This is a genomic window from Nocardiopsis terrae, assembly GCF_014651695.1.
GTDB classification, from domain to species: Bacteria; Actinomycetota; Actinomycetes; order Streptosporangiales; family Streptosporangiaceae; genus Nocardiopsis; species Nocardiopsis terrae.
Window position 1 is genome coordinate 188,890 of record NZ_BMXJ01000006.1, and the last position, 25,785, is coordinate 214,674.

The 25,785-nt window shown below is 71.4% G+C and carries 22 protein-coding genes and 1 tRNA gene; 17 read left to right on the forward strand and 6 right to left on the reverse strand.

What is annotated here, in order from left to right; translation table 11 throughout:
* Positions 1-52: 52 nt before the first annotated feature.
* Entirely contained in the window at positions 53-1,084 is a 1,032-nt protein-coding gene (locus IE195_RS17980) for a LacI family DNA-binding transcriptional regulator (protein WP_229826282.1), read from the reverse strand.
* Between the two features lie 154 nt (positions 1,085-1,238).
* Between IE195_RS17980 and IE195_RS17985 the strand changes: the two genes are divergently transcribed.
* The 10 genes from IE195_RS17985 (at position 1,239) to IE195_RS18030 (ending at position 12,470) form a co-directional block, all read left to right on the forward strand.
* Positions 1,239-2,945: an HAD family hydrolase gene (locus IE195_RS17985; protein ID WP_191272976.1), complete on the forward strand. Its 1,707-nt coding sequence runs from the start codon at positions 1,239-1,241 to the stop codon at positions 2,943-2,945.
* Between the two features lie 87 nt (positions 2,946-3,032).
* Complete coding sequence (locus tag IE195_RS17990; RefSeq protein ID WP_191272978.1) at positions 3,033-3,989, forward strand: DUF8171 family membrane protein; 957 nt, start codon at positions 3,033-3,035, stop codon at positions 3,987-3,989.
* Positions 3,986-5,737: an ABC transporter ATP-binding protein gene (locus IE195_RS17995; protein ID WP_191272980.1), complete on the forward strand. Its 1,752-nt coding sequence runs from the start codon at positions 3,986-3,988 to the stop codon at positions 5,735-5,737. The genes IE195_RS17990 and IE195_RS17995 overlap by 4 nt, the downstream gene beginning before the upstream one ends.
* A complete protein-coding gene (locus IE195_RS18000) occupies positions 5,730-6,560 on the forward strand; it encodes an energy-coupling factor transporter transmembrane component T family protein (protein ID WP_191272981.1) in 831 nt (276 codons plus the stop codon). Before IE195_RS17995 ends, IE195_RS18000 begins: the two co-directional genes overlap by 8 nt.
* A 62-nt stretch (positions 6,561-6,622) precedes the next feature.
* A tRNA-Ala gene (locus tag IE195_RS18005) sits at positions 6,623-6,695 on the forward strand.
* A 458-nt stretch (positions 6,696-7,153) separates the two neighbouring features.
* Positions 7,154-8,002 (forward strand): alpha/beta fold hydrolase, encoded by an 849-nt coding sequence (locus IE195_RS18010; protein WP_191272983.1) that lies wholly within the window; start codon positions 7,154-7,156, stop codon positions 8,000-8,002.
* A 64-nt stretch (positions 8,003-8,066) separates the two neighbouring features.
* Complete coding sequence (gene glsA / locus IE195_RS18015) at positions 8,067-9,326, forward strand: glutaminase A (protein ID WP_191272985.1); 1,260 nt, start codon at positions 8,067-8,069, stop codon at positions 9,324-9,326.
* Positions 9,327-9,422: 96 nt separating this feature from the next.
* Complete coding sequence (locus tag IE195_RS18020) at positions 9,423-9,773, forward strand: ArsR/SmtB family transcription factor (protein WP_191272987.1); 351 nt, start codon at positions 9,423-9,425, stop codon at positions 9,771-9,773.
* A complete protein-coding gene (locus tag IE195_RS18025) occupies positions 9,766-10,239 on the forward strand; it encodes an SRPBCC family protein (RefSeq protein WP_191272990.1) in 474 nt (157 codons plus the stop codon). The genes IE195_RS18020 and IE195_RS18025 overlap by 8 nt, the downstream gene beginning before the upstream one ends.
* A gap of 95 nt (positions 10,240-10,334) precedes the next feature.
* Positions 10,335-12,470 (forward strand): ATP-dependent DNA helicase, encoded by a 2,136-nt coding sequence (locus IE195_RS18030; RefSeq protein ID WP_191272993.1) that lies wholly within the window; start codon positions 10,335-10,337, stop codon positions 12,468-12,470.
* Positions 12,471-12,633: 163 nt separating this feature from the next.
* Here IE195_RS18030 and IE195_RS18035 read toward each other — a convergent pair whose 3' ends face one another.
* Entirely contained in the window at positions 12,634-13,158 is a 525-nt protein-coding gene (locus IE195_RS18035; RefSeq protein WP_191272995.1) for a DUF6315 family protein, read from the reverse strand.
* 257 nt (positions 13,159-13,415) lie between these two features.
* A complete protein-coding gene (locus IE195_RS18040) occupies positions 13,416-13,763 on the reverse strand; it encodes a hypothetical protein (protein ID WP_191272997.1) in 348 nt (115 codons plus the stop codon).
* Positions 13,764-13,950: 187 nt separating this feature from the next.
* Between IE195_RS18040 and IE195_RS18045 the strand changes: the two genes are divergently transcribed.
* Complete coding sequence (locus IE195_RS18045) at positions 13,951-15,486, forward strand: hypothetical protein (protein ID WP_191273000.1); 1,536 nt, start codon at positions 13,951-13,953, stop codon at positions 15,484-15,486.
* Between the two features lie 30 nt (positions 15,487-15,516).
* Here the strand turns inward: IE195_RS18045 and IE195_RS18050 are convergent, their stop codons facing one another.
* Entirely contained in the window at positions 15,517-16,296 is a 780-nt protein-coding gene (locus IE195_RS18050; RefSeq protein WP_229826284.1) for a glutamate racemase, read from the reverse strand.
* A 240-nt stretch (positions 16,297-16,536) separates the two neighbouring features.
* Between IE195_RS18050 and IE195_RS18055 the strand changes: the two genes are divergently transcribed.
* The 5 genes from IE195_RS18055 (at position 16,537) to IE195_RS18075 (ending at position 22,496) form a co-directional block, all read left to right on the forward strand.
* Positions 16,537-18,000, forward strand: coding sequence for an FAD-binding oxidoreductase (locus IE195_RS18055; protein WP_191273002.1), 1,464 nt, complete (start codon positions 16,537-16,539; stop codon positions 17,998-18,000).
* A 125-nt stretch (positions 18,001-18,125) separates the two neighbouring features.
* Positions 18,126-19,412, forward strand: coding sequence for an SAM-dependent methyltransferase (locus IE195_RS18060; RefSeq protein WP_191273004.1), 1,287 nt, complete (start codon positions 18,126-18,128; stop codon positions 19,410-19,412).
* Between the two features lie 221 nt (positions 19,413-19,633).
* Positions 19,634-20,119: a hypothetical protein gene (locus IE195_RS18065; RefSeq protein WP_191273006.1), complete on the forward strand. Its 486-nt coding sequence runs from the start codon at positions 19,634-19,636 to the stop codon at positions 20,117-20,119.
* Between the two features lie 133 nt (positions 20,120-20,252).
* Positions 20,253-21,536 carry a sugar ABC transporter substrate-binding protein gene (locus tag IE195_RS18070; RefSeq protein ID WP_191273008.1) on the forward strand — a complete coding sequence of 428 codons (1,284 nt, stop codon included), beginning with the start codon at positions 20,253-20,255 and terminating at the stop codon, positions 21,534-21,536.
* 60 nt (positions 21,537-21,596) lie between these two features.
* Positions 21,597-22,496: a carbohydrate ABC transporter permease gene (locus IE195_RS18075; RefSeq protein ID WP_191273712.1), complete on the forward strand. Its 900-nt coding sequence runs from the start codon at positions 21,597-21,599 to the stop codon at positions 22,494-22,496.
* Between the two features lie 71 nt (positions 22,497-22,567).
* Here the strand turns inward: IE195_RS18075 and IE195_RS18080 are convergent, their stop codons facing one another.
* Positions 22,568-22,864 (reverse strand): hypothetical protein, encoded by a 297-nt coding sequence (locus IE195_RS18080; RefSeq protein ID WP_191273010.1) that lies wholly within the window; start codon positions 22,862-22,864, stop codon positions 22,568-22,570.
* Between the two features lie 169 nt (positions 22,865-23,033).
* Between IE195_RS18080 and IE195_RS18085 the strand changes: the two genes are divergently transcribed.
* A complete protein-coding gene (locus IE195_RS18085; protein WP_191273012.1) occupies positions 23,034-23,942 on the forward strand; it encodes a carbohydrate ABC transporter permease in 909 nt (302 codons plus the stop codon).
* Between the two features lie 91 nt (positions 23,943-24,033).
* Here the strand turns inward: IE195_RS18085 and IE195_RS18090 are convergent, their stop codons facing one another.
* Positions 24,034-25,614 (reverse strand): long-chain-fatty-acid--CoA ligase, encoded by a 1,581-nt coding sequence (locus tag IE195_RS18090; protein WP_191273014.1) that lies wholly within the window; start codon positions 25,612-25,614, stop codon positions 24,034-24,036.
* Positions 25,615-25,785: the final 171 nt, after the last annotated feature.

Sequence of the window (25,785 nt, forward strand, 5' to 3'; positions counted from 1 at the left end):
GGTGAACAGGCCCGGTGCGTCCGGAGGACCCGGCGCGCGAGGCGCCCCTTCCTCAACCCGTCGTCCCGCGGGGCGGCGCGGCCGTGGAGCCGCGGACGACCAGGCTCGGGGTGAGTACCTCGTGGCGTTCCCCGGTGCGCCCGCCCATCCGCTCCAGCAGCAGCCCGGTGGCCAGCCGCCCCATCACCAGGCGCGGCTGGTCCACGCTGGTCAGCCGGGGCCGCACGGTCTCCGCCAGCGACGTGTTGTCGTAGCCCACCACCGAAACCCCTCCCGGGGCGGCCCGTCCCGCCTCGTGCGCCCGGTCCAGCACGGCCAGGGCGGCCAGGTCGTTGACGGCGAACACCGCGGTGTGCCCCTCGCCGAGCAGTGCGGCGGCGGCCCGGTCCCGGCCCCGGACGGGGTCCCCGACCCCGTGCACGGCCGTCCGCCCGGCCAGGCCCAGGGCGCGCATGGTCTCCCGGTACCCGGCCGCACGGGCCCGCGAGGCCGGACGCCCGGTCCCCGCCAGGTGTGCGATCCGTTCGTGCCCCAGGTCCGCCAGGTGCCGCACGGCCGCCTCGGCCCCGGCCCGGTCGTCGTTGGCGACGGTGTCCACCCCCGGTGCGAAGGCCTCCGGGCGTCCCACCATCACCACCGGAACCCGTCGCGCGGCGGCGGCCAGTACCTCCGGCTCCAGCCAGGAACTGACCACCACGACCCCGTCCACGTTCAACTGGAGCAGGGCGTCCAGCTGGCGGGTCAGCCGGGAGCGGTCCCGGCGCCCGTGCGCCAGCAGCACCGTGAACCCGCGTTCCTCGGCCGATTCCTCCACCCCCGACACGACCTCGGTGTGGTACGGGTTGGCCAGGTCGGTCAGGAGCACCCCCAACAGCATGGTGCGGCCCTGCACGAGCCCGCGCGCCAGCATGTTGGACCGGTAGCCGAGCCGCTCGGCGGCGGCGAGGATCCGCGCGCTGGTCGCCTCGCTCACCCCGTGTTCGCCGCGCAGGGCCAACGACACCAGGGACTTGGACACCCCGGCGGCGGCCGCCACGTCCACGATCGTCGGGCGCGGTGCGCGCCGTTCCTCTCCTTTTGTCACACGTACATTCTGGCCCGGTCCGGGCAGTGGGGCACATCCGGATCTGGAACGTTCCAGACGCGTTTCCCGAAGGTCCACCCGGGGGTCGCCCGGAGTCCGGGGCCCGTCTCTAACGTCACTGGTGAACACAGATCCCACCGGTAGGAGACACTCCTTGGACACGGACCCGCTCCGGCACCGCCCCGACGCCCTCCTCCTGGACTTCGGCGGCGTCGTCTTCCAGACCCGCAAACGACCCGAGGGGCGCTCGGACGCCGCCCGCCACCTGCACGAGTTCCTGGCCCGCGCCGGCCACCACGTCGACCCGGCCCTGCTGCGCGGCTCCCTGGACGCCGGCCTGGCCGCGCTGAAGGACTGGAAGAACGCCGCGGGCCGCCGCCGCGCCCCGGCCGAACTCGACCACCGCACCATCTGGACGGACTTCCTCGCCTCCGACCTGGACGACCGCGCCCGGGAACTCCTCGCCGGCAGCGCCGCGGACCTCCTCGCCGACATGTCACCGCTGATCTCCGAGCACGAGGTCCGTCCCGGCGTCCGCGACCTCCTGGCCGCCGCGCAGACCCTCGGCGTGCGCGTCGGCATCGTCTCCAACGCGCACTCGGGGCGCTCCCACCGCCGCATCCTCCACGAGGCCGGGCTGGAGCACCGGTTCGGCGTGCAGGTCTACTCCGACGAGGTCGGTATTCGCAAGCCGCACCCCGAGATGATCGCCCTCGCAGCCCGCGCGCTCGGCACCGTGCCCGCCCGCTGCTGGTACGTGGGCGACACCCAGGACCGGGACGTCGTCGCCGGGCGCCGGGCCGGTGCCGGCGCCGTGGTCCTCACCCGCCACCACCACACCGACCACCCGCCCTACCCCGTACGCGAGCACGCCGACGCGGTCCTGGACACCCCCGAGGGCCTGGTCACCCCGCTGCTGCACAGCCTCCCCGACGAGCCCGCACACCGAGGCGACGCCCCCGCCGCCCCGGGCGCCGTGCCCGCGCAGGCCGCCCGGCAGGCACCGGAGGCCGTGGAGCCCGCCACTCCGCTCTCCGGCGACCCCGCAGAACCGGGGCCCGCGGCCGCCCGACGGGTGCCCGGGGCGCTCCTCCTCGACCAGGGCGGCGTGATCGCGCACTCCACCGCCACCCCCGACGCCCAGCGCGACTTCGCCCGGAGCCTGGCGGCCCGCCTGGACCGCGTCGGGTACGCGGCCACCACCGACACCGTCCTCTCCCTCGTCCTGGCCGGCCGCGACCGCTACCGTTCCTGGAAGGCCGCCCACCCCTCCGGCGGCCCGATCCCCGAGATCACCCCGCGCCGGTTCTGGTCCGACATGGTCGGCCGCGACCTGCCCTCCCGCGCCCGCTCCTTCCTGCTCGCCGAGTCGTCCGAACTCACCCTGGAGTACGCCCGCTCCAAGAGCCACGCCGTCATGCGCTCCGGGGTGCGCGAGGTTCTGGAGTTCTGCGCCGAACGCGGCATCCCCGTCGGGATCGTGTCCAACACCGTGTGCGGACGGGCCGTCCGGGAGGAGCTCGACCGTTTCGGCATCCTGCACCTGGTCAGCGCGCACGTGTACTCCGACGAACTGGGGCTGCGCAAACCCGACCCCGCCACGGTCCGCGCCGCCACCACCGCCCTGGGCGTAGCCGCCGCGGACTGCTGGTTCGTCGGTGACAAACCCTGGCGCGACACGGCCGCGGCCCGCCGCGCCGGGGTCGGGGTCCCGGTGATCGTCCGCGGCGGTTCCGCCGCCGACGACCAGATCAGCTCCGCCCAGGACGGCCCCGCCGAGCTGCGCCCCGCCCACGTCATCGACGAGATGGGCGAACTGCTCGGCCTGTGGACCGAAGCCCCCGTGCCCTCCGGCACCTGAACCCGGCCGACCCACCGGCTCCGCCCGCTCCCCGCAACCGTTCCCCGACCGACCCCACCCTCCCCCGTTACGGCGAAAGGCACCCCCATGGCCGAGTCCTCCCGTCCCACCACCCCGCCCACCCGCTCCGACGCGCCCCGACGCCCCGGCCCACCCGAACTCAGCTCCGCCCAGAAACTCATGGTCTTCGTCCTGTCGATGACCCTCTTCGGCCTCGCGAACATCGTCACCGAGGTCATCCCCGAAGTCCGGGTCGGACCGGTCGAGGTGGGGGTCTCCTACCTGGCCTTCGTCCCGGTCATCATGGTCGCCCTGTTCAACCCGCTCTACGCGGCCCTGGGCGCCCCGCTCGGCGAGGTCGTCTTCGTCGACCTGCTGATGGGCGACTTCTCCGGCATCGGTGAACTGGAGGGCTACCTCCAGATGTTCCTGGGCCTGTACATCGCGGGCTGCCTGGTCCGCGACCCGCGCAGTCCGCGCCAGCTCTTCGCGGCGGGCGCGGTCGTCGTCATCGTCGACAAGATGCTCTCCGCCGTCGTCGACATCGCCAAGGTGTCGGTGGGCGTGGACGACGCCGAGTTCGTTCCGGGTCTGCCCCAGTCCATCCTGCTGCTGGAGGGCATCGACTTCGTGGTCGCCCTGCTGGTCAGCGGAATCCTCTTCGGCGCCCTCCCCGCGATGGCCCTCGCCCCGCGCCTGTACGGCAAGATCGAGCCCCTCCTCGGCCTGGCGCCGCGCGACCCCGGCCACCCGATGCCGCTCGCCCAGCGCGGCACCGCCGCCTTCATGCTGCTCGCCCTCTTCCTCTCCTTCGTGTCGATGATCGCCGCGTTCACCTCGGAGATCTTCGACAACTTCGGGGTGTGGGAGCCGGACTTCATCGAGCAGTACGGCGACCGCTTCCTGTGGATCGGGGCGTCGGCGGCGCTCATCGTGCTCGTCGCCCTGGCCGTCGCCGTCCGGTTCGTGCTCGCCTCGCGGCGGGCCCGGGCCGCGCAGGGGTCGCACGGCCCGGACGCGCAGAACACGGGGGAGCGGCGATGACCGGTATCGACAACACCCCGGCGATCGAGGTGTCGGGGCTCTCCTTCCGCTACCCGGGTGCCGACCGCGACTCGCTCACCGGGGTGGACCTTCGGATCGAACGCGGCGACTTCACCGCCGTGGTAGGCGGCAACGGCTCCGGCAAGACCACCCTGTGCAAGACCTTCAACGGGCTGGTCCCGCACTACTGGTCGGGGACCTTCGACGGGGCCGTCCGGGTGATGGGACACGACACCCGCGACCTGTCCGTGGGCGCCCTGTCCCACCTGGTCGGATACGTCTACCAGGATTTCGGCAACCAGCTGGTGCGCCCCACCGCCCGGGACGAGGTCTCCTTCGCCCCGGTCAACTTCGGCCTGGCCGACCACCGCGAACGCACCGAGGAGGCCCTGGAACTGCTCGGCGTCACCCATCTCGCCGACCGGTTCACCTGGCAGCTGTCCGGCGGCCAGCAGCACCTGGTCGCCCTCGCCGCGATCATGGCCCTGCGCCCCGACGTGGTGGTCGTGGACGAACCCGTGGCCGAACTCGACCCCGCCCACGCGGACGGGATCTACGAGGCCCTCGCCGACCTCAACGCCCGGCTCGGGACCACGGTCGTCGTCATCGAGCACCACGCCGAGTACGTCGCCCGCCACGCCCGCTCCGTCGTGCTGATGGCCGACGGGGCGCCCGTGTGGCACCTGCCGGCCCGGGAGGCGATGGAACGCGTCGCCGAACTCGAACGGCACGGTATCCCCGCGCCCCAGGTCGTCCGGGCCACCCGGAGCCTGGCGCCGTGGGCACCGGTCCCGCTCACCGTCGAGGAGGCCGCCGGGCACCTGCGCGAGCACTTCTCCGACCCCGGCGGTGGCCCCGGGCCCCTGCCGCCCGCCGCCCCGCCCGGAACGGCGGACTCTCCCGGACCCCGTCGGCCCTCGGGGGAACCGGTCGCCGAGATGGTCGGGGTCCGGCACGGTTACCGGGAGGTCGGCGGCGGCCTCGCCGTCGTCCTGCACGAGTTGGACCTGACCCTGCGCGACGGAGAGCGCGTCGCCCTCGTGGGTGGCAACGGCGCGGGCAAGTCCACGCTGATGCGCCTGTTCACCGGACTCAAGGTGCCCCGTGAGGGCACCGTCCGGGTGGGCGGCACCGACACCCGGACGGTGCGGCCGGCGGCCCTGGCCGACCGGGTCTGCTACCTCTACCAGCGCCCCGAACAGATGTTCCTCAAGGACAACGTGCGCGAGGACGTCGCCATGTTCCCCCGGGGCAGGGGCCGTTCCGACACCGACGCCCTGGTCGCCGACGTCCTGGACCGGGTCGACCTCACCGGTCTCGCCGACCGCGACGGCCGACTCCTCTCCGGAGGCCAGCAGCGCCGGGCCACCCTCGCCATCGGTCTGGCCATGCGCCCAGCGCTGCTCCTGCTCGACGAACCCACCTCGAGCCTGGACACCGCCAGCCGCGACGCCGTCATCGCCATGCTCGACGCCCTCGCCGACACCATCCGCTGCACCGTGGTCGCCACCCACGACATGCACCTGGTCGCCGAGTGGGCCCACCGCGTCCTCGTCCTCGACCACGGGAGGATCATCGCCGACACGACACCCGCCGCGCTCTTCGCCGACCAGGCGCTGATGGCCTCCGTCGGCCTTGTCGCACCCCAGATCACCCGCCTCGGACTGAGCCTGGGACTGAACCCGCCGCCCCTGTCCGTCGGGGAGATGCTCGACCGGCACCAGACCACCGGGAGGATTCGTGCGTAAGGAACGAGACGGAATCTCCGTGGAGTGGGTCAAGCTCGAACTGCTCCGTACCGCCTACGCCACCCGGGGCGGGCTGCTGGCCGCCCGCGATCCGCGGTTCGTGATCGGCTGGTACCTGATCTTCGCGGTCGTGCCCTGGTTCACCCACAACATCACCGTGCTGGCCGCGCTGTTCACCGTCTGCGCCGCCGCAGTCTTCCTCAGCCGGGTCGGCCCGCTCGTCCTCGGCCTGTTCGTCATCGGGTTCGTCCTGGAGAGCCTCTACGTCCTGTTCGCCGCCTGGCTCTTCGGCGGCGACATGAGTACCGTCCTCGCCCTGGTCGTCCTCACCCTCAAGCTCGCCACCATCAGCCTCGCCAGCATGGCGGCCTTCGTGTCCCTGGACCCCGAGAAGCTCTCCGACGGCCTTCTCAGCATGCACGCCCCCGCCATGCTCAGTTTCGGCGTGAGCTACGGCTACCGGATGCTGCCCGTCCTGATGGAGGAGTTCCACACCGTCGTCGACGGCCACCGTCTGCGCTCCGCGCCCCTGGCCGCCAAGGGGTTCCTCGGCTGGCGCGTGGTCGTCCGCACCGCCACAACCCTGGTCCAGGCCTTCTACCCGCTCATGCTCAACACCGCCAAACGCACCCGCACCACCGTCGAGGCCCTGGAGACCAAGGGGTTCACCTACGCCGCCGAACACCCCGACGGCCGCCGCATCCGCCTCGCCCACCTGCGCGCAGACCACCGGGACGTGCTCCTCATCGCGGTGACGCTCCTGCTCGTCGCCGCCTCCTTCGCCCTCGGCCACGCCTACCCCCTCCAGGCGGGAGTGGGCTGAAACACCCTCCGACCCCGTACAACCCACTCCTCACCTCCGCTAGACTGGTGCCACAGCTTCACGGGGCTATGGCGCAGTTGGTAGCGCGCCTCCATGGCATGGAGGAGGTCTGGGGTTCGAATCCCCATAGCTCCACGGAATCAGGACGACCCTGCTCGCGGGTAACCGCGCTCGCCGGGTCGTCCTTCGTGTTTCCTGGGGGGAGACCCCCCGAACCCCCCGAGGTAACCCCCTGTGGCCCGGTCGCGCCGATCGGTGGGGCAGGTGAGGCACTTCCCTGTAACGCGAGACCTCACCTCGCGGGTTGTGGTTACGTCCCCCAAGGTCCACGGACCCAGGGCGACCCTGCTTGCTGGACGACCCTGCTCGGCGGATTTCGTCCGCCCGGCAGGGTCGTTTCGTCGTTTCTGTCGGAGGGCCGTCCCCGAGCCCCCGTGTGCGCTCGCCGACGCTCGCGCCCTCCGCCGCCCCGTCGGAGGGCTCCCGGCCCGCCACGGCGCCTCAGGCCGGGGTTCGACCGTGTCCCACCTGCGGTTTCCTCCTGGGCGCTGTTAGCGTCGGATGCCCTGGTCCCGGTGGGGAGGACGGCACGCATGGCGGATTTCAGGCGTGTTCGCGCGGGTGGAACCGAACTGGAAACGGCTGACTGGGGGTCGGGAGAACCCCTCGTGTTCGTGCAGACCGCACTCTCCGCCGACGAGTTCAGGCCGTTGGCCGAGGACAACGCGCTGCGCGACGGCTACCGCAAGGTCCTCTACCACCGACGCGGGTACGCGGGCAGCGCCCCGGTGCAGGGGGCCGGCTCGATCGAGCGGGACGCCCGGGACTGCGCCGCCCTGATGGAGTCCCTGGGAATCGAACGGGCCCACGTCCTGGGCGGGTCCTACGCCGGTGCGGTCGCCCTGCGCCTGGCGGTCGACTCGCCCGGGCGCGTGCACAGCCTCGTCCTGCTGGAGCCCCCGCCGACGATCACCTCCCGGGCCCCGCAGTTCCGCGTCCTCGTCGAGCGGCTGATCCGGGCCAGCGAGGAGCGCGGGCCCTCCGCCGTGTTGCCGGAGTTCCTCAGCTCCTTCGGATGGGACCCGGGCTCGCCGGACCCCCTGGGCCCGGGGTCCTCCCGGCAGATGGAACAGGACGCGGGCACCTTCTTCGGCACCGATCTGCCCGCGCTGCTCGACTGGCGTTTCGGCGCCGACGACGCCCGCCGCGTCCGCTGCCCCGTCCTGCACGTCGGCGGGGCGGAAAGCGGGCCCTACTTCGCCGGGGTGCGCGAGGTCGTGCGCCGCTGGTTCCCCGAGGCGGAGGACGCCGTGATCCCGGACTCCGGCCACGCGATGGCCTGCACGCACCCGGCTGCGGTCGGGGCCGCCGTCGCCTCCTTCCTGGGCCGCCACCCGATGCGGTCCGCGCCGCCGTCCCCGAGCCCCGCCTCCCGGCCCTGAAGACCGTCCGGCAGCCCCGCGTGGCCAGGGCCGGAGCCGGGCCCTCCCTTCCTAGACTGGGCGGATGGACCACGCCGCGAACGGACAGCCGACCGACGGACCCGCGGTGGACGAGGCCCAGGAGGCGGACGAGGGCAGCCCCGTCAGCCGGGCTCTGGAGGGGATCCGCGAGGAGGTCGCCGCTCTGAGCGACGGGCGGGTGGCGGACTACATCCCCGAGCTCGCGCACGCGGACCCGGACACGTTCGGCATCGCCGCGGTCAGCGCCCACGGCCGCTCCTACTGCGTAGGCGACGCCGAGCACGCCTTCACGCTGCAGTCGATCTCCAAACCGTTCGTCTACGCGGTCGCGGTGGAGGAACTCGGGCTCGACGCCGTCCACGGACACGTCGGTGCCGAGCCCAGCGGGGAACCGTTCAACGCGATCAGCCTCGACGAGCGCGGCCGCCCCGAGAACCCGATGATCAACGCGGGCGCCATCGTGACCACCTCCCTGGTCAGAGGGACGGAAGGGCGGTTCGAGCACATCCGCTCCGTGCTCTCCGACTTCGCCGGGCGCCGACTGTCGGTCGACGAGGACGTGTACCGCTCGGAAGCGGAGACCGGGCACCGCAACCGGGCCCTGGGCTACCTGAGTCTGGCCGGAGGGGTCCTCGTCGGGCCCGTCGAGGAGGCCGTCCAGGACTACTTCCGCCAGTGCGCCCTCAGCGTCACCGTGCGCGACCTGGCCGTCATGGCGGCCACCCTGTCGGTCGGCGGGGTCAACCCGGTGACCGGGCGCCGGGTCGTGTCCCAGCGGACCGCCCGGCACGCCCTGTCGGTCATGGCCAGCTGCGGTATGTACGACCGGGCGGGGGAGTGGGGGCTGCGCGTCGGGATCCCCGCCAAGAGCGGCGTCAGCGGCGGCATCCTCGCCGCGGCGCCGGGGGCGTTCGGGCTCGGGGTGTTCAGCCCGCCGCTGGACGAGGCGGGCAACAGCGTGCGCGGGGTGGCCGCACTGGAACGGCTCTCCGACGACTACGACCTGCACATGCTCCGGACCCCCGCGGAGCCGCCGTCCCCGATGCACAGCGTGACCCGGGCCGGGGGCACGCTCGACGTCCGCCTGCGCGGCGAGATCGACTTCCTCGCCGCCGAGCAGGTGGTGTCCCGGCTGGCGGAGGCGATCGACGACGCACGGGTCACCTCGGTCAGCGTCGCCCTCGAACGCGTCTCCGGGCTCAGTGACGCGGCCAGGTCGCTGCTGGCGGCCGAACTCACCGAGCTCGCCGACGCCGGGGTCGACGCCACGGTCAGCGACCCCCGCGGCGTACGCCGGGCCTGACCGCCGCGGAAAGCCTCGCGCGCACCCCTTGACCCGGAGGTCCCACGGGCGCATAATCAACCTAACGGTTGATCAACTGAAAGGTTGAATGCACTGATGGCGAACGATCCGCTCAGCCTCACGTTCGCCGCACTGGCGGACCCGACCCGCCGGGAGATCCTCGCCCGGCTGGCCGAGGGCGAGGCGACCGTCAACGCCCTGGCGGAACCGTTCGACATGAGTCTCCAGGCGATCTCCAAGCACCTGAAGGTCCTGGAGCGGGCCGGGCTCATCACCCGGGGGCGCGACGCCCAGTGGCGGCCCTGCCGTCTGGAGGCCGCCCCCCTGGAGGAGGTCGACCAGTGGGTGGACCGCTACCGGGACCGGTGGGAGGAGCGCTTCGGCCGCCTCGACCGGGAACTGCACAGGATCCAGAACAGCACCGAAGGAGAGAAGAACCATGAGTGACCTCGAGGTCGTGGCCGAACCCGGCCGCCAGGACATCCTCATCACCCGCACCTTCGACGCGCCGCGCGAGACGGTCTGGCGCGCGCTGACCGAGCCCGAGCTCGTGGCCCGCTGGTTCGGGCTGGACGAGACCACCACCGAGGTCGACCCGACCGAGGTCCGCACCGGAACCCCGTGGCGGACCTCGGAGAGGACCCGGGACGGCGAGGTGTACGCCTTCCACGGGGTCCACCACGAGGTCCGGGCCCCGGAGCGGATGGTGCGCACCTTCGAGTTCGAGGGTTACCCCGGCCACGTCTCGCTGGAGACCCTCACCCTGGAGGAGGCCGAGGGCCGCACCGAGTACCGCGTCGTGGCCCTCTTCCAGTCCGTCGAGGACCGGGACGGCATGGTCGCCTCCGGCATGGAGTCGGGGCTCGCGCAGTCCCTCGACAAGCTCGAGGAGGTCCTGCGCTCCCTGCGCTGACCCCGGACGTCTCCGGTCCGGACCGCGCCTTTCGGACCGGAGAACCGCCTGTGGACGACACCGAACCTGTCGTCGCGGCCCGGTACTGTCGACCCGTGGCAGATCTCCCCGACGTTCCTACCCTGCTCGGCGCGGCCGTCAAGGCCCTGGGCGGCAGCAGCCGAGAGGGCCAGCAGACCATGGCCGACGCCGTCTCCTCGGCGGTCGAACAACGCGAACACCTGGTGGTCCAGGCCGGTACCGGCACCGGTAAGTCCCTGGCGTACCTGGTGCCCGCGATCAGACACGCGATGGCGACCAGGACCCCCGTGGTGGTCTCCACGGCCACCATCGCACTGCAGAACCAGCTCATCGACCGCGACCTGCCGCGTCTGGCCGCCGCGCTCGCCCCGCTGCTGCCCCGCGAACCCACGTTCGCGGTCCTCAAGGGGCGCCGCAACTACCTGTGCCGCAACCGCATGCAGACCGCCTCGGACGAGGAGGCGGAAGGCACCGAACTCTTCGACGCCCGCCAACTCTCCTCCCTCGGCCGCCAGGTCGCGCGGGTGCACGAATGGGCCGAGGACACTCTCACCGGTGACCGCGACGAACTCGTCCCCGGCGTCAGCGACCTCGCCTGGCGCCAGGTCTCCGTGGGCGGGAACGAGTGCATGGGCGCCCGCGTGTGCTCCTTCGGCCAGGAGTGCTTCGCCGAGTTCGCCCGGGAGGCCACCACCGGCGTGGACGTGGTGGTCACCAACCACGCCATGCTCTCCATCGACATGTCGCAGGGCTACCACATCCTGCCCGAGCACAACACGATCATGATCGACGAGGCCCACGAACTCGTCGACCGGGCCACCTCGGTGGCCACCGGAACCCTCACCGAGCGCGCCGTCACCGCCGCCGCCAAACGCGCCGCACGCCTGGTCGAACCGGGTATCAGCGAACGGCTCAGCGAGTGCGCCGACGGTCTGTCCCTGATGTTCACCGAGGTGCCGGAGGGCCGCCTCGACCAGATCGACGACGGCCTGGCGGGCGCGGTGGCCGCGACCAGGGACGCCGCGGCCGCCTGCGTCGCAGCCATCGGCCCCTCCCCGGGAGAACTCGACCCGGACACCGCCTCCGAACGCCGCCTGGCCCTGGCCGCGCTCGGCGAGGTCCGGGAGGCCGCCGAACGGGTCCTGGAGTCCTACGAGCCCCCGCTCCGCGACCGCACCGAGATCGTCTGGCTCACCAAGGGCATGTCCAGGCCGCCGGCACTCAACGTCGCCCCGCTCGGGGTGGGCGGGCTGCTCCGGGAGAAGCTCTTCGGTGACCGCACCGTCGTGCTCACCTCGGCCACCCTCACCCTGGGCGGCGACTTCACCGCCCTCGCTCGGCAGTGGGGGCTGGGCCGCGAAGCCGCCCAGGAAGCCGCGGACCGGGTCGCCGCGTCGGACAGCTCCTCCGAACCCGCATCGGCCGCCGACGGCGCACGGGACGCGGCGCAAGCCGGAGGAGAGGGCCCGGCGGACGACGACGATGACGGCCCGCACCGCGCCGCAGGGGAACCGCGCTGGCGCGGACTGGACGTCGGGTCCCCCTTCGACCACGGCCGCAGCGGCATCCTCTACGTCGCCCGGCACCTGCCCAAGCCCGGCCGCGACGGGCTCTCCGAGGATTACCTCGCCGAGATCGCCGGGCTCATCGAGGCCTCCGACGGCCGCGCCCTCGGCCTGTTCTCCTCGATGCGGGCCGCTCAGCAGGCCGCCGACGAACTCCGTGAACGCCTGGACCAGCCGATCCTGTGCCAGGGCGAGGACTCCACCGGCCAACTGGTCCGCCGCTTCGCGGAGGAGGAACGGTCCTGCCTGTTCGGCACCCTGTCCCTGTGGCAGGGCGTCGACGTGCCCGGGCCCTCGCTCCAACTGGTCATCGTCGACCGCATCCCGTTCCCGCGCCCCGACGACCCGTTGGCCTCGGCCCGCCAACGCGCGGTCTCCGCCCACGGCGGCAACGGCTTCCTGGCGGTCTCGGCCACCCACGCCGCACTACTGCTCGCCCAGGGCACCGGACGCCTGCTGCGCTCCACCGACGACCGCGGGGTGATCGCGGTCCTGGACCCGCGCCTGGCCACCGCTGGTTACGGCGGGTTCCTCAGGGCCTCCCTGCCCCCGTACTGGGGTACCGCCGACCCCGAGGTCGCCCGTTCCGCCCTGCGCCGCCTGGCCGAGAAGGCCGAGGCGGACCGGGGCGAGACCGCGGCCTGACCCGGGGGCCCGGCGGTGCCGGTCCTGGTTCCGGCACGACGGCGGCCGGCCACCCGTGGGGGTGTCCGGCCGCTGCCGTCGTTCCGTCCGGGCCGCGGCCCCGTGCCCCGTACCCGTGCGGTTCTCCTGTTGTTCCGGGGTGCCGCTCCGCACCCGTGCCGGCTCAGCCCCTGGTGCGGTAACCGAAGAGGCGGACCGCGTAGCCGGGGGAGTCGTCCTCCGGTTCCTGGATCTGCCAGCGGTCGTCGTGTTCGCCGACCAGCAGCTCGTTCCACATCATGTCGATGAGTTTGAGCCGGGACACCACCGAGGACTCGGGGTCCAGCACGATCGAGTAGGCGTGGTCGGTGAGCCGTTGGGTCACCATCCCCACGGACTGACCGTCCCAGATCGCCGGGACGGAGGCGTGGCCGACCTCGACCCCGCACAACCGGAGCTGCTCCACCTCCTCGTCGAGTGCTTCCGCGGCCAGCGCACCGTCGAGCCGGAGGGCGTCCTCCAGCTCGTCGCGTTCCTCGTCGGTCCGCAGGTAGGCGTGGTAGGTGCGGTAACCGCAGGTGCGGCACTTGCGCCAGACCACGCAGCGGGCCAGCCCGTAGGCGGACTGCGCCTCGCCGACGCTCTGGTGGTCGCTCACCTCGCGAACCATGCCGCATTCGCAGCACAAGGCAGTGAGATCCTGCTTCATCGGAGTCCCCCCTCCCAGGTGAGTATGCGACGGATGGGGGCCGTTAGGGAACCCGTTCGGAGAGGAAGTCGCGGCAAGGACTCGTCATCAATGCCCAAAATGACCGAGCGGCGGGTTTCGGACGTGCTCAGAGGGGGCGTCGGCGTGGCCGAGCTCACCTCGGGAGGTTCTCCTCCGGGCCCATCGGCGGGGGTCCCGACGGGGTGCGGGAAGGGTTGTACCAACGGGGTTCGGGGCGGTGCGAAACCGGGTCGGTGTCACTCGTCCATGCTGAGACCGCGCTTGTTGCGGGCGGTCCAGTCGCGCATCCGCTGGGGGTAGCCGACGATCTGCACGTCGTAGGCGGGCGCCGCGAGCTTGCTCGCGACCTTGCGGATGACCTCGGGGGAACCGCAGCGCCGACGGATCCACTCGCCGTCGGTGGCGACCGCCACGGCGGTGGTCCGGGTGGCGAAGGTTTCGGGCTCGACGAAGAACTCCACCCCCACCCGGCTCTTGGCGAACTCGATCAGCGCCTTGATGTCCGAATCCTCGGAGACGCGGTCGAAGCGGGCCTTGCCCTTGCGGTTGGCCTTACGGAGCCCGAAGCGGTCTCGCCATCCCATGGGTGCTCATGTCCCCTTAATGCCTGTCCGTGACTGTCGTCCATGCGCACCGTCGAGTGTATCGGCCCGGGCCCGGCCACAGCCGGGCTCCGAACGCCCAGGCTGCACAGGTTTCGAGCGTTTTCCGGACAGCTCTGTCACCGCGCTGCTACGTTCTGTTCACGCGTGACTCAGTCAGGGGGAGAGTATGACGATGTGGACATGGGCGGGGGAGGCAGGACGCCAACTACGTGCCGCGGGGCAGGACGAACTGGCCGAGGCCGTCACCAGCCTGCCTCAGCTCAGCGAGGCGGGCGACGCGGTCAAGGTGGAGGCACTGGCCAGATCGGCGATGCGTACCGCCAGGCGCCTGGTCGCCGAGGCGGGGAGCACCGAGGCCGCGGTACCGGGGGTGTTCGGTCCGCCGACACTGTTCTTCCTCGCGCACTGGCCGCTCGCCGTGCGCGTGGGAGCGCTTGCCGAGGGCCGCAGGGCGCTGGAGCAGGCACGGGCGGCCGCGGAGGACGAGCCCGCTCCGCACGCGCACGGGCCGCTGCCGGTCTCCGCACTGGAGACGCTCGTTCGCTGCCACGCCAACGTCGACGCCCAGGGCACCACGGAACAGCGCCGTGAACTGCTCAGCGCCCAGCGCCTGTCCGGCTGGGAGAGCACCCCGGCCTGGCCCGCGTTCACGCTGGCCCGGGTGCACCTGCTCATCGACGAGGGCCGGGCCGACCGCGCCGAGGCGGAGCTGCGCCGTTACGAACACACCGCCACCGGTCCGGCGGTCCTCGGCGCCGACGGGGTGTTCTCCATGGTCCGCGCCCTGCGCCACCAGGACAGGCACACCGACGCCCTGGACGCCCTGGACCGGATGGAGGCCGAACTCGGCCTCGGCGACACCGGCGGGGCCGCCGGCAACCCGCGGCGCACGGCGCTGCGCCGGGTGATCCGCTTCGAGCGCGCCCGGCTCCTGTCCTGGCTGGCCCGCCTCGGCCTGTGCGACGCCCACAGGGCGATCGGGCTGCTGCCCACGGTGGAGGAGGCCGAGACCTACCCGAGGCTGCGCTCGGCCTGGGTGGAGGCGGTGGAGAACCTGGTGTGCCAGGGCAGCGTCCGCAACGACTGGCGGCTCGGCGTGCGGGTGACGACCTGGTCCCGCTACTTCGAGCGGGTGGGCGCGCCGCGGCGCGGAGCGGAACTCGCCCTGGCCGCCACCCGCCTGGCCAGCGGCCGGGGTGCGCGCTGGGTTGCCGAGTGCTCCGCGCAGCGGGCCGAACGCCTCATCCGCGAACTCGGCGGGGCCGAGGAGATCATCGGTGACCTCGTGGAGGTCCGGTCGATGGTGCGGAGCATGAAGCCGATCCAGCCGATGGCCCCGGCCCAGAACATCCTGGAGTTCCTCCGGGCGCAGCGGACCGAGGACGTCAACCCCGAGGAACAGGCGGAACAGGTCAACGTGGCGCTCGCGGAGCAGCCGCACGACACGGCGCTGCTGAGCGCCCTGGGCCAGGTCGGCCGGACCCTGATGCTGTCCGACGCCGCCACGGAACCCCAGTGGCGCCACGTCCGGGCACAGCCGGGTGACCAGCGCGCAGCCCTGTCGCTGCTGGAGACGCTGCTGCACGACAACGACACCGCGGGGGTGCGGAACCTGGTCAGCACGCTCGCCGCCGGGGCCCTCCACCCGGAGGGCGACGGGGTCCGGAGCGTCGGGGCCGCGCAGTTCAGTACGAGTCGCTGAGGGCGCGCGGACGAGGCCGGACCGTCGCTCTCAGCCGCGTGGATCGGCGCCCGCCGCCAGCGAGCGCCCTGCCGGGTAGCTCAGGGCCGTCCCGGGCAGGGCCGCGGGGCGGCCGCTGGCCAGGACGGTCACCCTCCCCGCTCTCCGGGCCGCCGCCCGGTCCCCGCCGATCCTGCGCAGGGCCTGGGCGGCCACCGCCCGGGCCGCGGTGAACAGTTCGGCCCGACCGGACAGGGCCTCGGAGATCTCCTCGCCCACCAGGTCGTAGTGCGTACAGCCCAGCACCACCCCGCGGACGTCGGCGGGGGTGAGCGCGGCGGCGTAGGACACGGCGTCGGCGATCAGGCCGGGGTCGGCGGACTCCACCGCCTCGGCCAGGCCCTTGCAGGCCACCGGGGCCACCGGCACGTCCCGCGCGAAGGTCTCCACCAGACGGCGCTGGTAGGCGCTGTAGGTCGTGGCCTCGGTGGACCACACCGCGATCGGGGTTCCCGGGGCGGCCGCCGGCTTGATGGCGGGGACCGTGCCGATCACCGGGACCCCGGGCTCGAACTCGGCGCGCAGCTCGTTCAGGCCGTGCACCGACGCCGTGTTGCAGGGCACGACCACGGCGTCCAGGGAGCCCGCGGTGTCCAGGGCGGCCCTGGCTCCGGCCAGGGCCCGGTCGATGATCTGTTCCGGGGTATGGAGACCCCAGGGCATGTGGTCCGGGTCCATGGACAGGAACAGGTCCGCGTCGGGCCGGGCCGCGTGCAGGGCGGCGGCGGTGGACAGCATGCCGATACCGGAGTCAACGAGAGCTATGCGCACGGAACGGAATCCTACGCGGATCAGGGCGTGGCCATAACAACACCGCAGGTGAGGGCCTCCGGCTCTTGCCGTCGGCTCCGCCGCGCGCCCCGCAGCGGTAAGACACGTACCGAAATGGGGTGGCCGAGGACCGTTACCGATAGGTAGAACTGAGGGGATCGGCCTGCCGCGGAACGCCGTCCCGGTCCCGGCCGACCCGCGCTGTGCGTCGTAGCTCGTGAGAAAGTCAGGGGATCCGACATGACTCCGAAACAGCCCGGTACGACTTCGGGTCAGCAGGTGAACTCCGGGTCAGGGCTCGCCGAGCACATCGCGGCGGTCCAACGGTTGCGCAGGGAGTACCGGGAGCTCCCGCAGGGATCCCCGGTCCGGTTGGCCAAGCCGACCTCCAACCTCTTCCGTTTCCGCGAACCCTCCTCGGCCCCCGCCCTGGACGTGTCGGCCTTCTCCGGGGTCATCTCCATCGATCCGGTGGAGCGCCTGGCCGACGTCGGCGGCATGACCACCTACGAGGAGCTCGTCGCCGCGACCCTTCCGCACGGCCTCATGCCCATGGTGGTACCGCAGCTGCGCACCATCACCCTGGGCGGGGCGGTCACCGGTCTGGGCATCGAGTCCTCCTCGTTCCGCAACGGACTGCCGCACGAGTCGGTGCAGGAGATGCAGATCCTCACCGGTTCGGGCGAGGTCGTCACCGCCACCCGGGACAACGAGCACCGGGACCTGTTCCACGGTTTCCCCAACTCCTACGGGACGCTCGGCTACAGCCTCCGCCTGCGCATCGAACTCGAACCCGTCTCCCCCTACGTGCACCTGCGCCACCTCAGGTTCCACGACGCGGCCGAGGCGATGGACGCCCTCGGCCGGATCTGTGCCGACGCGGCCCACGAGGGGCAGCCCGTCGACTTCGTGGACGGGGTCGCCTTCGGCCCCGGGGAGCTCTACCTGTCCCTGGCCCGCTTCACCGACTGCGCGCCCTGGACCAGTGACTACACCGGGAACGACGTCTACTACCGCTCCATCCCCCGATACGCGGAGTCCGGGGCGACGGTCGGGCCCGGCGACTACCTCACCACCCAGGACTACCTGTGGCGCTGGGACACCGACTGGTTCTGGTGCTCCCGCGCCTTCGGTACCCAGAACCCGCTGGTGCGACCGCTGTGGCCGCGCTCCCTCAAACGCTCCGACGTCTACCGCAGGCTGGTCGCCTGGGATCGGCGCACCGACTTCTCCCGCCTCCTGAACCACTACCGGGGACGCCCCCCGCAGGAACCGCTCATCCAGGACGTCGAGGTGGGGATCGAGCGCGGCGCGGAGTTCCTGGACTTCTACCACGCGGAGGTCGGCATGACCCCGGTGTGGATGTGCCCGCTGCGACTGCGCGAACCCCGCCGCCCGGGCCTGGCCGAGGACGAACACGTCTGGCCGCTGTACCCGTTGGAGAACGACCGCCTCTACGTGAACTTCGGGTTCTGGGGAATGGTCGACATGAAACCCGGCCAGCGCCGGGCCCACCACAACCGCCGCGTGGAGGAGGAGGTCGCCCGGCTCGGCGGGCACAAGTCCCTGTACTCGGACGCCTTCTACACCGAGGACCAGTTCTGGGACCTCTACAACGGCACCGCCTACGACCACCTCAAGGAGGCGTACGACCCTGACGGTCGGCTCCTGGACCTGTACGCCAAGTGCGTACGCAACCGCTGAACAGTCGACACCGGCTCCAGTAGTCGTCGCTGGCCGGCGGACACCACCGCTGAGCAGTCGGACACCACCACCGGGAGGCGACCCATGGCCACGGGCCGCATCCGAGAGGGGAAAGGAACAAGAGCATGCGGCTTGCAGAGATCTTCGAGCGCGTCGTCGGCCCTGACGCGCCGATCCGTTTCACCGCCTACGACGGCAGCACCGCCGGGGACCCCAACAGCGAGGTCACGCTGAACGTGCGGACCCCGGTCGCCGTCAACTACCTGGCCCAGTCGCCCAACGCCGTCGGACTGACCCGCGCCTACGTCTCCGGCCACCTGGAGCTGGAGGGCGACATGTACACCGCCCTCAGACGGATGGCGGACTTCGTCTTCACCGAGGGCGTCAACGTCTCCGCCCGCGACGTCCTCGAGATCGTCCGCTCGGTCGGCTGGGTCAAGTTCGTGAACAGGGTGGCACCGCCGCCCCAGGAGATGCGGCCCGCCACCCTGCTCGGCCGCGGGATGCGGCACTCCAAGGAGCGGGACGCCGAGGTCATCCACCACCACTACGACGTGTCCAACGAGTTCTACGAGATGGTCCTCGGGCCGTCGATGACCTACACCTGTGCGGTCTTCGACGAGGAGGACGGATCCCCGGACCGGGTGGAGGCCTTCGACGGAGCCCTGGAGTCCGCGCAGTTCCGCAAGTACGACCTGGTCTCCCGCAAGCTGGGCCTGGCGGAGGGCATGCGGTTGCTCGACGTGGGCTGCGGGTGGGGCGGCATGGTGCGTCACGCCGCCCGGGAGTACGGCGTCAAGGCGGTGGGGGTGACCCTCTCCAAGGAACAGGCCGAGTGGGGCGCCAAACGGATCGCGCAGGAGGGTCTGACCGACCTGGCCGAGATCCGGTACATGGACTACCGGGACGTGCCCGACGGCAGCTTCGACCGGATCAGCTCCATCGGACTCACCGAGCACATCGGGGCGAGGAACCTGGACGCCTACTTCGCCTCGCTCAACGACAAGCTGGTGCCGGGAGGGCGGCTGCTCAACCACTGCATCACCCGGCCCCGCAACGACCTGAAGCCCATGAACACCAAGGGCGTCATCAACCGGTACGTGTTCCCCGACGGCGAGTTGGAGGGACCCGGGCAGATCCAGACCGCGATGAACGACGCCGGGTTCGAGATCCGCCACCAGGAGAACCTGCGCGAGCACTACGCCCTGACGCTGCGCCACTGGGGGGCCAACCTGGAGCGCAACTGGGACGAGGCCGTCGCCGAGGTCGGCGAGGGCACCGCGCGCGTGTGGCGGCTCTACATGGCCGGGTGCGTCCTGGGCTTCGAGCGCGACGTCGTGCAGCTCCACCAGATCCTGGGGGCCAAGCTCGACGGTACCGACGCCCGCATGCCCCTGCGCCCGGACTTCTGACCGCCGCGTCCCGAACCGGTACGGCGACCGCACGGGGGGGGTGTTCGCGCGACGCGGACACCCCCGCCCGCACGCCCCGGCCTGCACCACACGGCGGCCCCGAGACGGCATCATGGTGCCGACGCGTCCCACGACGCGAGCACCCGCACCGAACCGCCGCACGAACCGCCCGGGCCCTGGGCCCGGGAGTCCGCACCCAGCACCGTGAAGGGACCCCACCCGTGTCCTCCGACGACAACACGCCCCAGGGCGAGCAGACACCCGGAAACGACCTGCCGGACCACGTCAAGGAGACCGCGATCGCTCTGGTGAGCGCCTACGCGGACCACAACCGGGAGGAACTGGACCGGGTGGTCCCCCGGGCGGCGGACGACGTCGACGACGTGCACTCCGAGCTCAGGGTGATCGCGGCCTTCCTCGGCCGCCGGGTCCAGGGGACCGGTGTGGTGTGGAAGCCCGCCGACTCCCGCGAAGCGGTGGCCCGCACCGTCGCGGAGATGCTCCCGCCGGAGCTGGAGTTCGCGGTCTCCACGGCCTGGGAGGCCCACTCGGTCGGTGAGGAGGAGGCAGCGGAGCGCTTCGCCCAGGGCGACCCGATGGTGTTCGTGCACATGCTCGCCGCCTTCTGTGCCGCCATCGGGCTGGCCGTCTACAAGCGCGCCGAACTCGTCTCCACCCTGCGCCAGGTGTCCGGCCTGAGCGGCTGAGGAACGGCCTCCACCGCACACGCCCTAACGGCTCAGCCACAAGTCGCAGTGGTTTACTTCACAAGACGCCGTTCATTACGTAGGTTTCCTACCAACCCTCAGGGGACCCTCGAAAGGAACGGGAGGCGAGCCGATGGCCCGCAGACGAGCACACAAGTACGTCCCCCTCCCCGCAGCCACACTGGCCCTGGCGCTTGCGGCGACCGCATGCGGCGGCGGGGGCGGTGACACGTCCGCCGACAGCCTCCAGGTGTGGATCATGGAGGGCACCAACCCGGACGCCACAGCCTTCTTCGACGCGGTCAACGACACCTTCACCGGACAGGCCGGTATCGACGTCGACGTCGAGTTCGTGCCGTGGGCCGACGCCCAGGACAAGATCTCCACGGCGATCGCGGGCGGTACCACGCCGGACGTCATCGAGCTCGGTACCACCTTCACCCCGGAGTTCGCCGACGCCGGAGCCCTGCACGACCTGTCCGGCTACATCGACGACCCCTCCCGGTTCCAGCAGGAGATGTACGAGATGGGCGTCATCGACGACGCCGCCTACGGCGTGCCCTGGTACGCCTCCATCCGCTCCATCATCTACCGCAGGGACATCTTCGCCGAGCACGGCCAGGAGGAGCCGCAGAACTGGGACGAGCTGCGCCGGACCGCGCTCGACCTCGCCGAGGCGGAGGAGGGCATGATCGCCTTCCCGGTGCCCGGATCGGCCCAGTACTCGGTCATGCCGTGGATCTGGGGCGGTGGCGGGGAGGTCGCCGTCCAGGAGGACGACGGAACCTGGACCTCCACCGTCAACTCCGCGGAGGGGCGCGCCGGGGTGGAGTTCTTCACCGGCCTGGCCCTGGAGGACGGTCTGTCCACCACGGGCGCGGTCAACTGGAACGAGATCGACGTCATGGAGTCGCTCGCCGACGAGCAGGCGATCATGGCGATCTCCAACAGCTCCAACCCCAAGGCCATCATCGAGTCCAACCCGGACCTGGAGGACAAGCTCGGCGTCTTCGTGCTGCCCGGCCAGGAGAGCGGCTACACCGACTCCTTCGCCGGCGGGTCCCTGCTGTCGGTGTTCGAGGGCACCGGCAACGAGGAGGCCGGCTGGCAGTACGTCGACCTCCTCACCAGCGGCGAGTACTTCGAGCGCTGGGGCCAGGAGAGCGGTTTCTTCCCCGCGGGTGTCGCGGAGATCGAGGCGTACGCGGACTCCGAGGACCCGCTGGTGCGGCCGTTCGCCACCCAGCTCCTGGAAGCCGGGCGCAGCACCCCGGCCGTCCCGGCCTGGTCCCGGGTCGAGGCCGAGGGCGTCATCGTCGGCATGCACCAGGACATCCTGAACGGCAACGCCACCGTCGAGGAGGCCACCGACAGCGCGGCGGAGGCCATCGAGCGCATCCTCAACGAGGGCAGTTAGTTGCCCCTCACCGCCCCGGTCCGACCGACCGAAGGCGGGAGGCGGGCACCGGTCCTGGGCATGCGCAGGCGGCGCGCCCTCCTGCCCTGGGCGCTGCTCGTCCCCCCGCTCGGGGTCATCGGCCTCCTGCTGCTGTTCCCCATCCTCCGGATCGGGTGGCTGTCCTTCCGGGACTTCAAGCTCCGCAACCTGGTCTCCGGCGAGTCGGACTTCATCGGCCTCGACAACTACGCCATGCTCCTGACCGACCCGTACCTGTGGCGGGTCGTCCTGGTCAACACCGTCGTGTTCGCCGCGGTCGCGGTGCTCACCACGGTGGTCCTGGGGACGCTCGTCGCCCTGCTGCTGGCCAACCTCAAACCCGTCACCAGGGTCGTCGTGGTCTCCTGCATCATGGTGGCCTGGGCGATGCCCGCGGTCAGCGGTACCTACGTGTGGATCTGGATCTTCGATGTCGACCAGGGGATCGTGGCCCAGAGCCTCAAGGCCCTGGGCGTGATCGAACCCGCGGGCTACAACTGGTTCGCCGACCGGTTCTGGTTCTACGCGATCGTCACGCTCAACATCGTGCACAGCGGATTCCCGTTCGTGGCCGTCACGGTCCTGGCCGGACTGCTCACCGTGCCCGGGGAACTGCACGAGGCGGCGCGGATCGACGGCGCGGGGGCCTGGAAGCGCTTCTGGCACGTCACCTTTCCCACACTGCGCCCGGTGTTCGCGGTCGTGACGGTGCTGTCGACCATCTGGGACTTCAAGGTGTTCGCGCAGATCTACCTGATGCCCGGCGGTGACGTCGGGGGGTCCCAGATGCTCAACCTGGGCGTGTGGGCCTACGTGCGCTCCTTCGGCCAGAACGACTTCGGTACGGGCTCGGCCATCGCGGCCATGCTCACGCTGCTGCTCCTGGGAGTGACCGTCCTGTACCTGCGCGCGATGTTCCGGGAGGACGAGCTGAGATGACCCGGCCGCACCAGCTCCGCAGCACACCGGCCGTCAGCACACCGGCGTTCCCCCAGCCCCGGGGATCGGGCTCAGCCCGGGTCGGGGACCAGCTTCTCCCGCACCGCCCGCCAGTCCACCGAGGTGAGCGAACGACGGTCCAGGTCCTCGCGGACCGCGGCCATGGTGCGCAGGTCGTAGTCGCTCAGCGGCCTCCCGTCATCGTTGTCCTGGTTGACCAGGCTGTCGACGTACACGTGGAGCCGTCGGCCGCTGGCGTCCCGCAGGGCGTGCCGGACCGCGCTGTCGCGGAACCGGGCGTCGTGCGGGATCCAGGCGGTGATGACCTCGGTGGGGGAGGGCGCGGCAGGGTCGTTCACGCTCTCCATCACCCGTTCCCGTTCCGCGCCCGTCCGATCGAGGAGGATTTTAGGGCATGCCCGGTGGGGGCACGCCCCGCCGCCCGCCGCTCCGGCGGGGCCGCCGCCGCTCTCCCGGACCGGGCCCCGACGGCCGCCGGGGAGCCCCGTACGGCCCCTTCGCCCACGAGGAGGTCCGTTGGACACGCACACCGCTGAGAGGGCCCCCGGCCTGACCGGGGCCGAGTGGCGGACACAGCTTCGCGCATCCCGGCGCCGGGGCGGCAGGCTCCGGGCGGGCCGCCTCCTGGGCAGGGCCGCCGGGGTCGGCGCGATCCTGCTCTTCACCCTCTTCCCGGTCTACTTCATGCTGGTCAGCGCTTTCTCGTCCAGCACGACCTCCGGTGGCGGGGCGTTGCTGCCGACCTCGCCCACCCTCGACAACTTCGTGTACGTCATGACCGAGGGCAACTTCGGCCTGTACCTGCGCAACTCGCTGACGGTCGCCGGGATCACGGTGGCCTTCGCGTGCGTGCTGTCGATGCTGGCGGCCGTGGCGGTGGCGCGCTTCCGCTTCAGGTTCCGCACCGCGGTGCTGGTGATGATCCTCGTCGTGCAGATGGTGCCCCTGGAGGCGCTGGTCATCCCGCTGTTCATCCAGGTGCGCGACCTCCAGCTGCTCAACACCGTGCTGGGCCTGAGCATCGTCTACGTGGCGCTGTCCCTGCCGTTGGCGATCTGGATGATGCGCGGCTTCGTGGCGGCGGTCCCCAGGGAGGTGGAGGAGGCCGCCTACATCGACGGCGCCTCCTGGCCGCAGATGTTCTGGAGGGTGCTGTTCCCGCTGGTGGCCCCGGGCCTGGTGGCCACGGCGATCTTCTCGTTCATCGTGGCGTGGAACGAGTTCGTGCTGGCGCTGACCTTCATGACCCAGAGCGAGAACTACACGGTCGCGGTGGGCCTGCGCCAGTTCTTCGGCCAGTACGCCAACGACTGGGGTCACGTGATGGCGGCCTCCACGATCATCACCATCCCCGTGATGGTGTTCTTCGTCCTCGTCCAGCGCTGGCTGGTGGCCGGGCTCTCCCAGGGCGCGGTCAAGGGTTAGCCCCGCCGGCACGGCGGAGGGGGCCGCCCGCGGGCGGCCCCCTCCTGCGCGGCCGGGACCGTCCGGGTCCGGGACGCGCCCGGGCCGGGGCCTAGGAGTCGCGCAGCTCGCGCTTGAGGATCTTGCCGGTGGAGGTCATCGGCAGCTCGGTGCGGAACTCGATCTCACGCGGGTACTTGTACGCCGCCAGCCGCTCCCGGGCGAACGAGGTGATGTCCTCGGCGGTGGCCTCGGAGCCGTCCTTGAGGATCACGAACGCCTTGATCTCCTCACCGTGGGTGTCGTGGGGGACGCCCACCACCGCGGCCAGGCTGACCGCCTCGTGGGTCATCAGGACCTCCTCGACCTCACGCGGGTAGACGTTGAAGCCGCCGCGGATGATCATGTCCTTGGAGCGGTCGATGATGAAGTAGAAGCCGTCCTCGTCGCGGCGGGCGATGTCCCCGGTGCGGAACCAGCCGTCCTTGAGGACCTCGGCGTTGACCTCGGGGCGGTTGTGGTAGCCCTTCATGATCAGGTGGCCGCGGATCGCGATCTCACCGACGGGGTCACCGTCGCCCTCCTTGACGACCTCGTTCCACTCCGGGTCGATCAGCTTCATCTCGACCCCCCAGACCGGGCGGCCGATGGAGCCGGTCTTGGCGCCGGTGGCGGGATTGTTGAAGGAGGCGACGGGGGAGGTCTCGGACAGGCCGTAGCCCTCCTTGATGCCCACGCCGAAGAGCTTGGTGAAGTCCTCGGCGAGCTGGCCGGGCAGGGCCGAACCGCCGGAGACGGCGTCGACGACGTTGCTCGCGATGCTCTCCAGGTCGTACTTGCCGGGCTCGGCGTTCTGGGCGGCGTTGAGCAGGCCCCAGTACATGGTGGGCACGCCCGCGAAGCCGGTGACGCCCTCCTTCTGCATGAGTTCCAGGGCCTGGTCACCGTCGAAGCGCGGCATGAGGACCATGGTGGCGTGGCGGTACAGGGCGGCGTTGAGCATCACCGTCTGGCCGAAGATGTGGAACAGCGGCAGGACGGTCAGGGCGACGTCGCGGCCGTCCGGGTGCGGGTTGACCAGGCTGGAGGCCACGACGGCGTTCATCATCAGGTTGTTGTGGCTCAGCTCGGCGCCCTTGGGCTTACCGGTCGTACCGCTGGTGTAGATGATGACCGCGGTGTCGTCGGCGCTCGACTGCACGGTCTCGAAGGTGCCCGGCTGGCCGTCGAGGGCCGCCCACAGGGTCTGGGCGCCCTCGATCGTGGACTCGGTGGCTCCCGCGGCGGCGGGCATGTCCACGAAGGTCTCACAGGTGTCCACCTGGTTGAAGGCCTCGTAGGCGCGCTGCCCCAGCGGGAGTTCGGGGCTGCCGGTGAAGGCGAAGACGGCCTTCGCGCCGGAGTCCTCCAGGTGGTAGGCGATCTCGCGCGGGGTCAGCAGTACGTTCAGCGGAACGACCACGGCGCCCGCCTTGAGCGCGCCGAAGTACACGAACGGGAAGTACGGCAGGTTGGGGCTGGCCAGGGCGACCCGGTCGCCGGGCCGGATGCCCCTGGAGACCAGCAGGTTCGCGACCTGGTTGGCGATCATGTCGGTGATCGCGTAGTTGAGCCGGGTCTCGCCGAAGACCAGGCACTCCTTCTCGGGTGCGGATCGGGCGCCGTCTTCGAGAAGCACGGACAGGTTGAACATGGGGGCCTCCCGCAGGCAAGTGAATCCAGACAGGCGAAACGAACCAGGTGTGACCTGGGCCGCGTGTTCTGCGCCACTTTTACGGCAGAGTAACAAACCAGGCGGTCGGTGTGCAGAGGCGAGGGGCCCGTGAAATCACCGGCATTTCCGTCACCCTCCGTGACAGGCGCC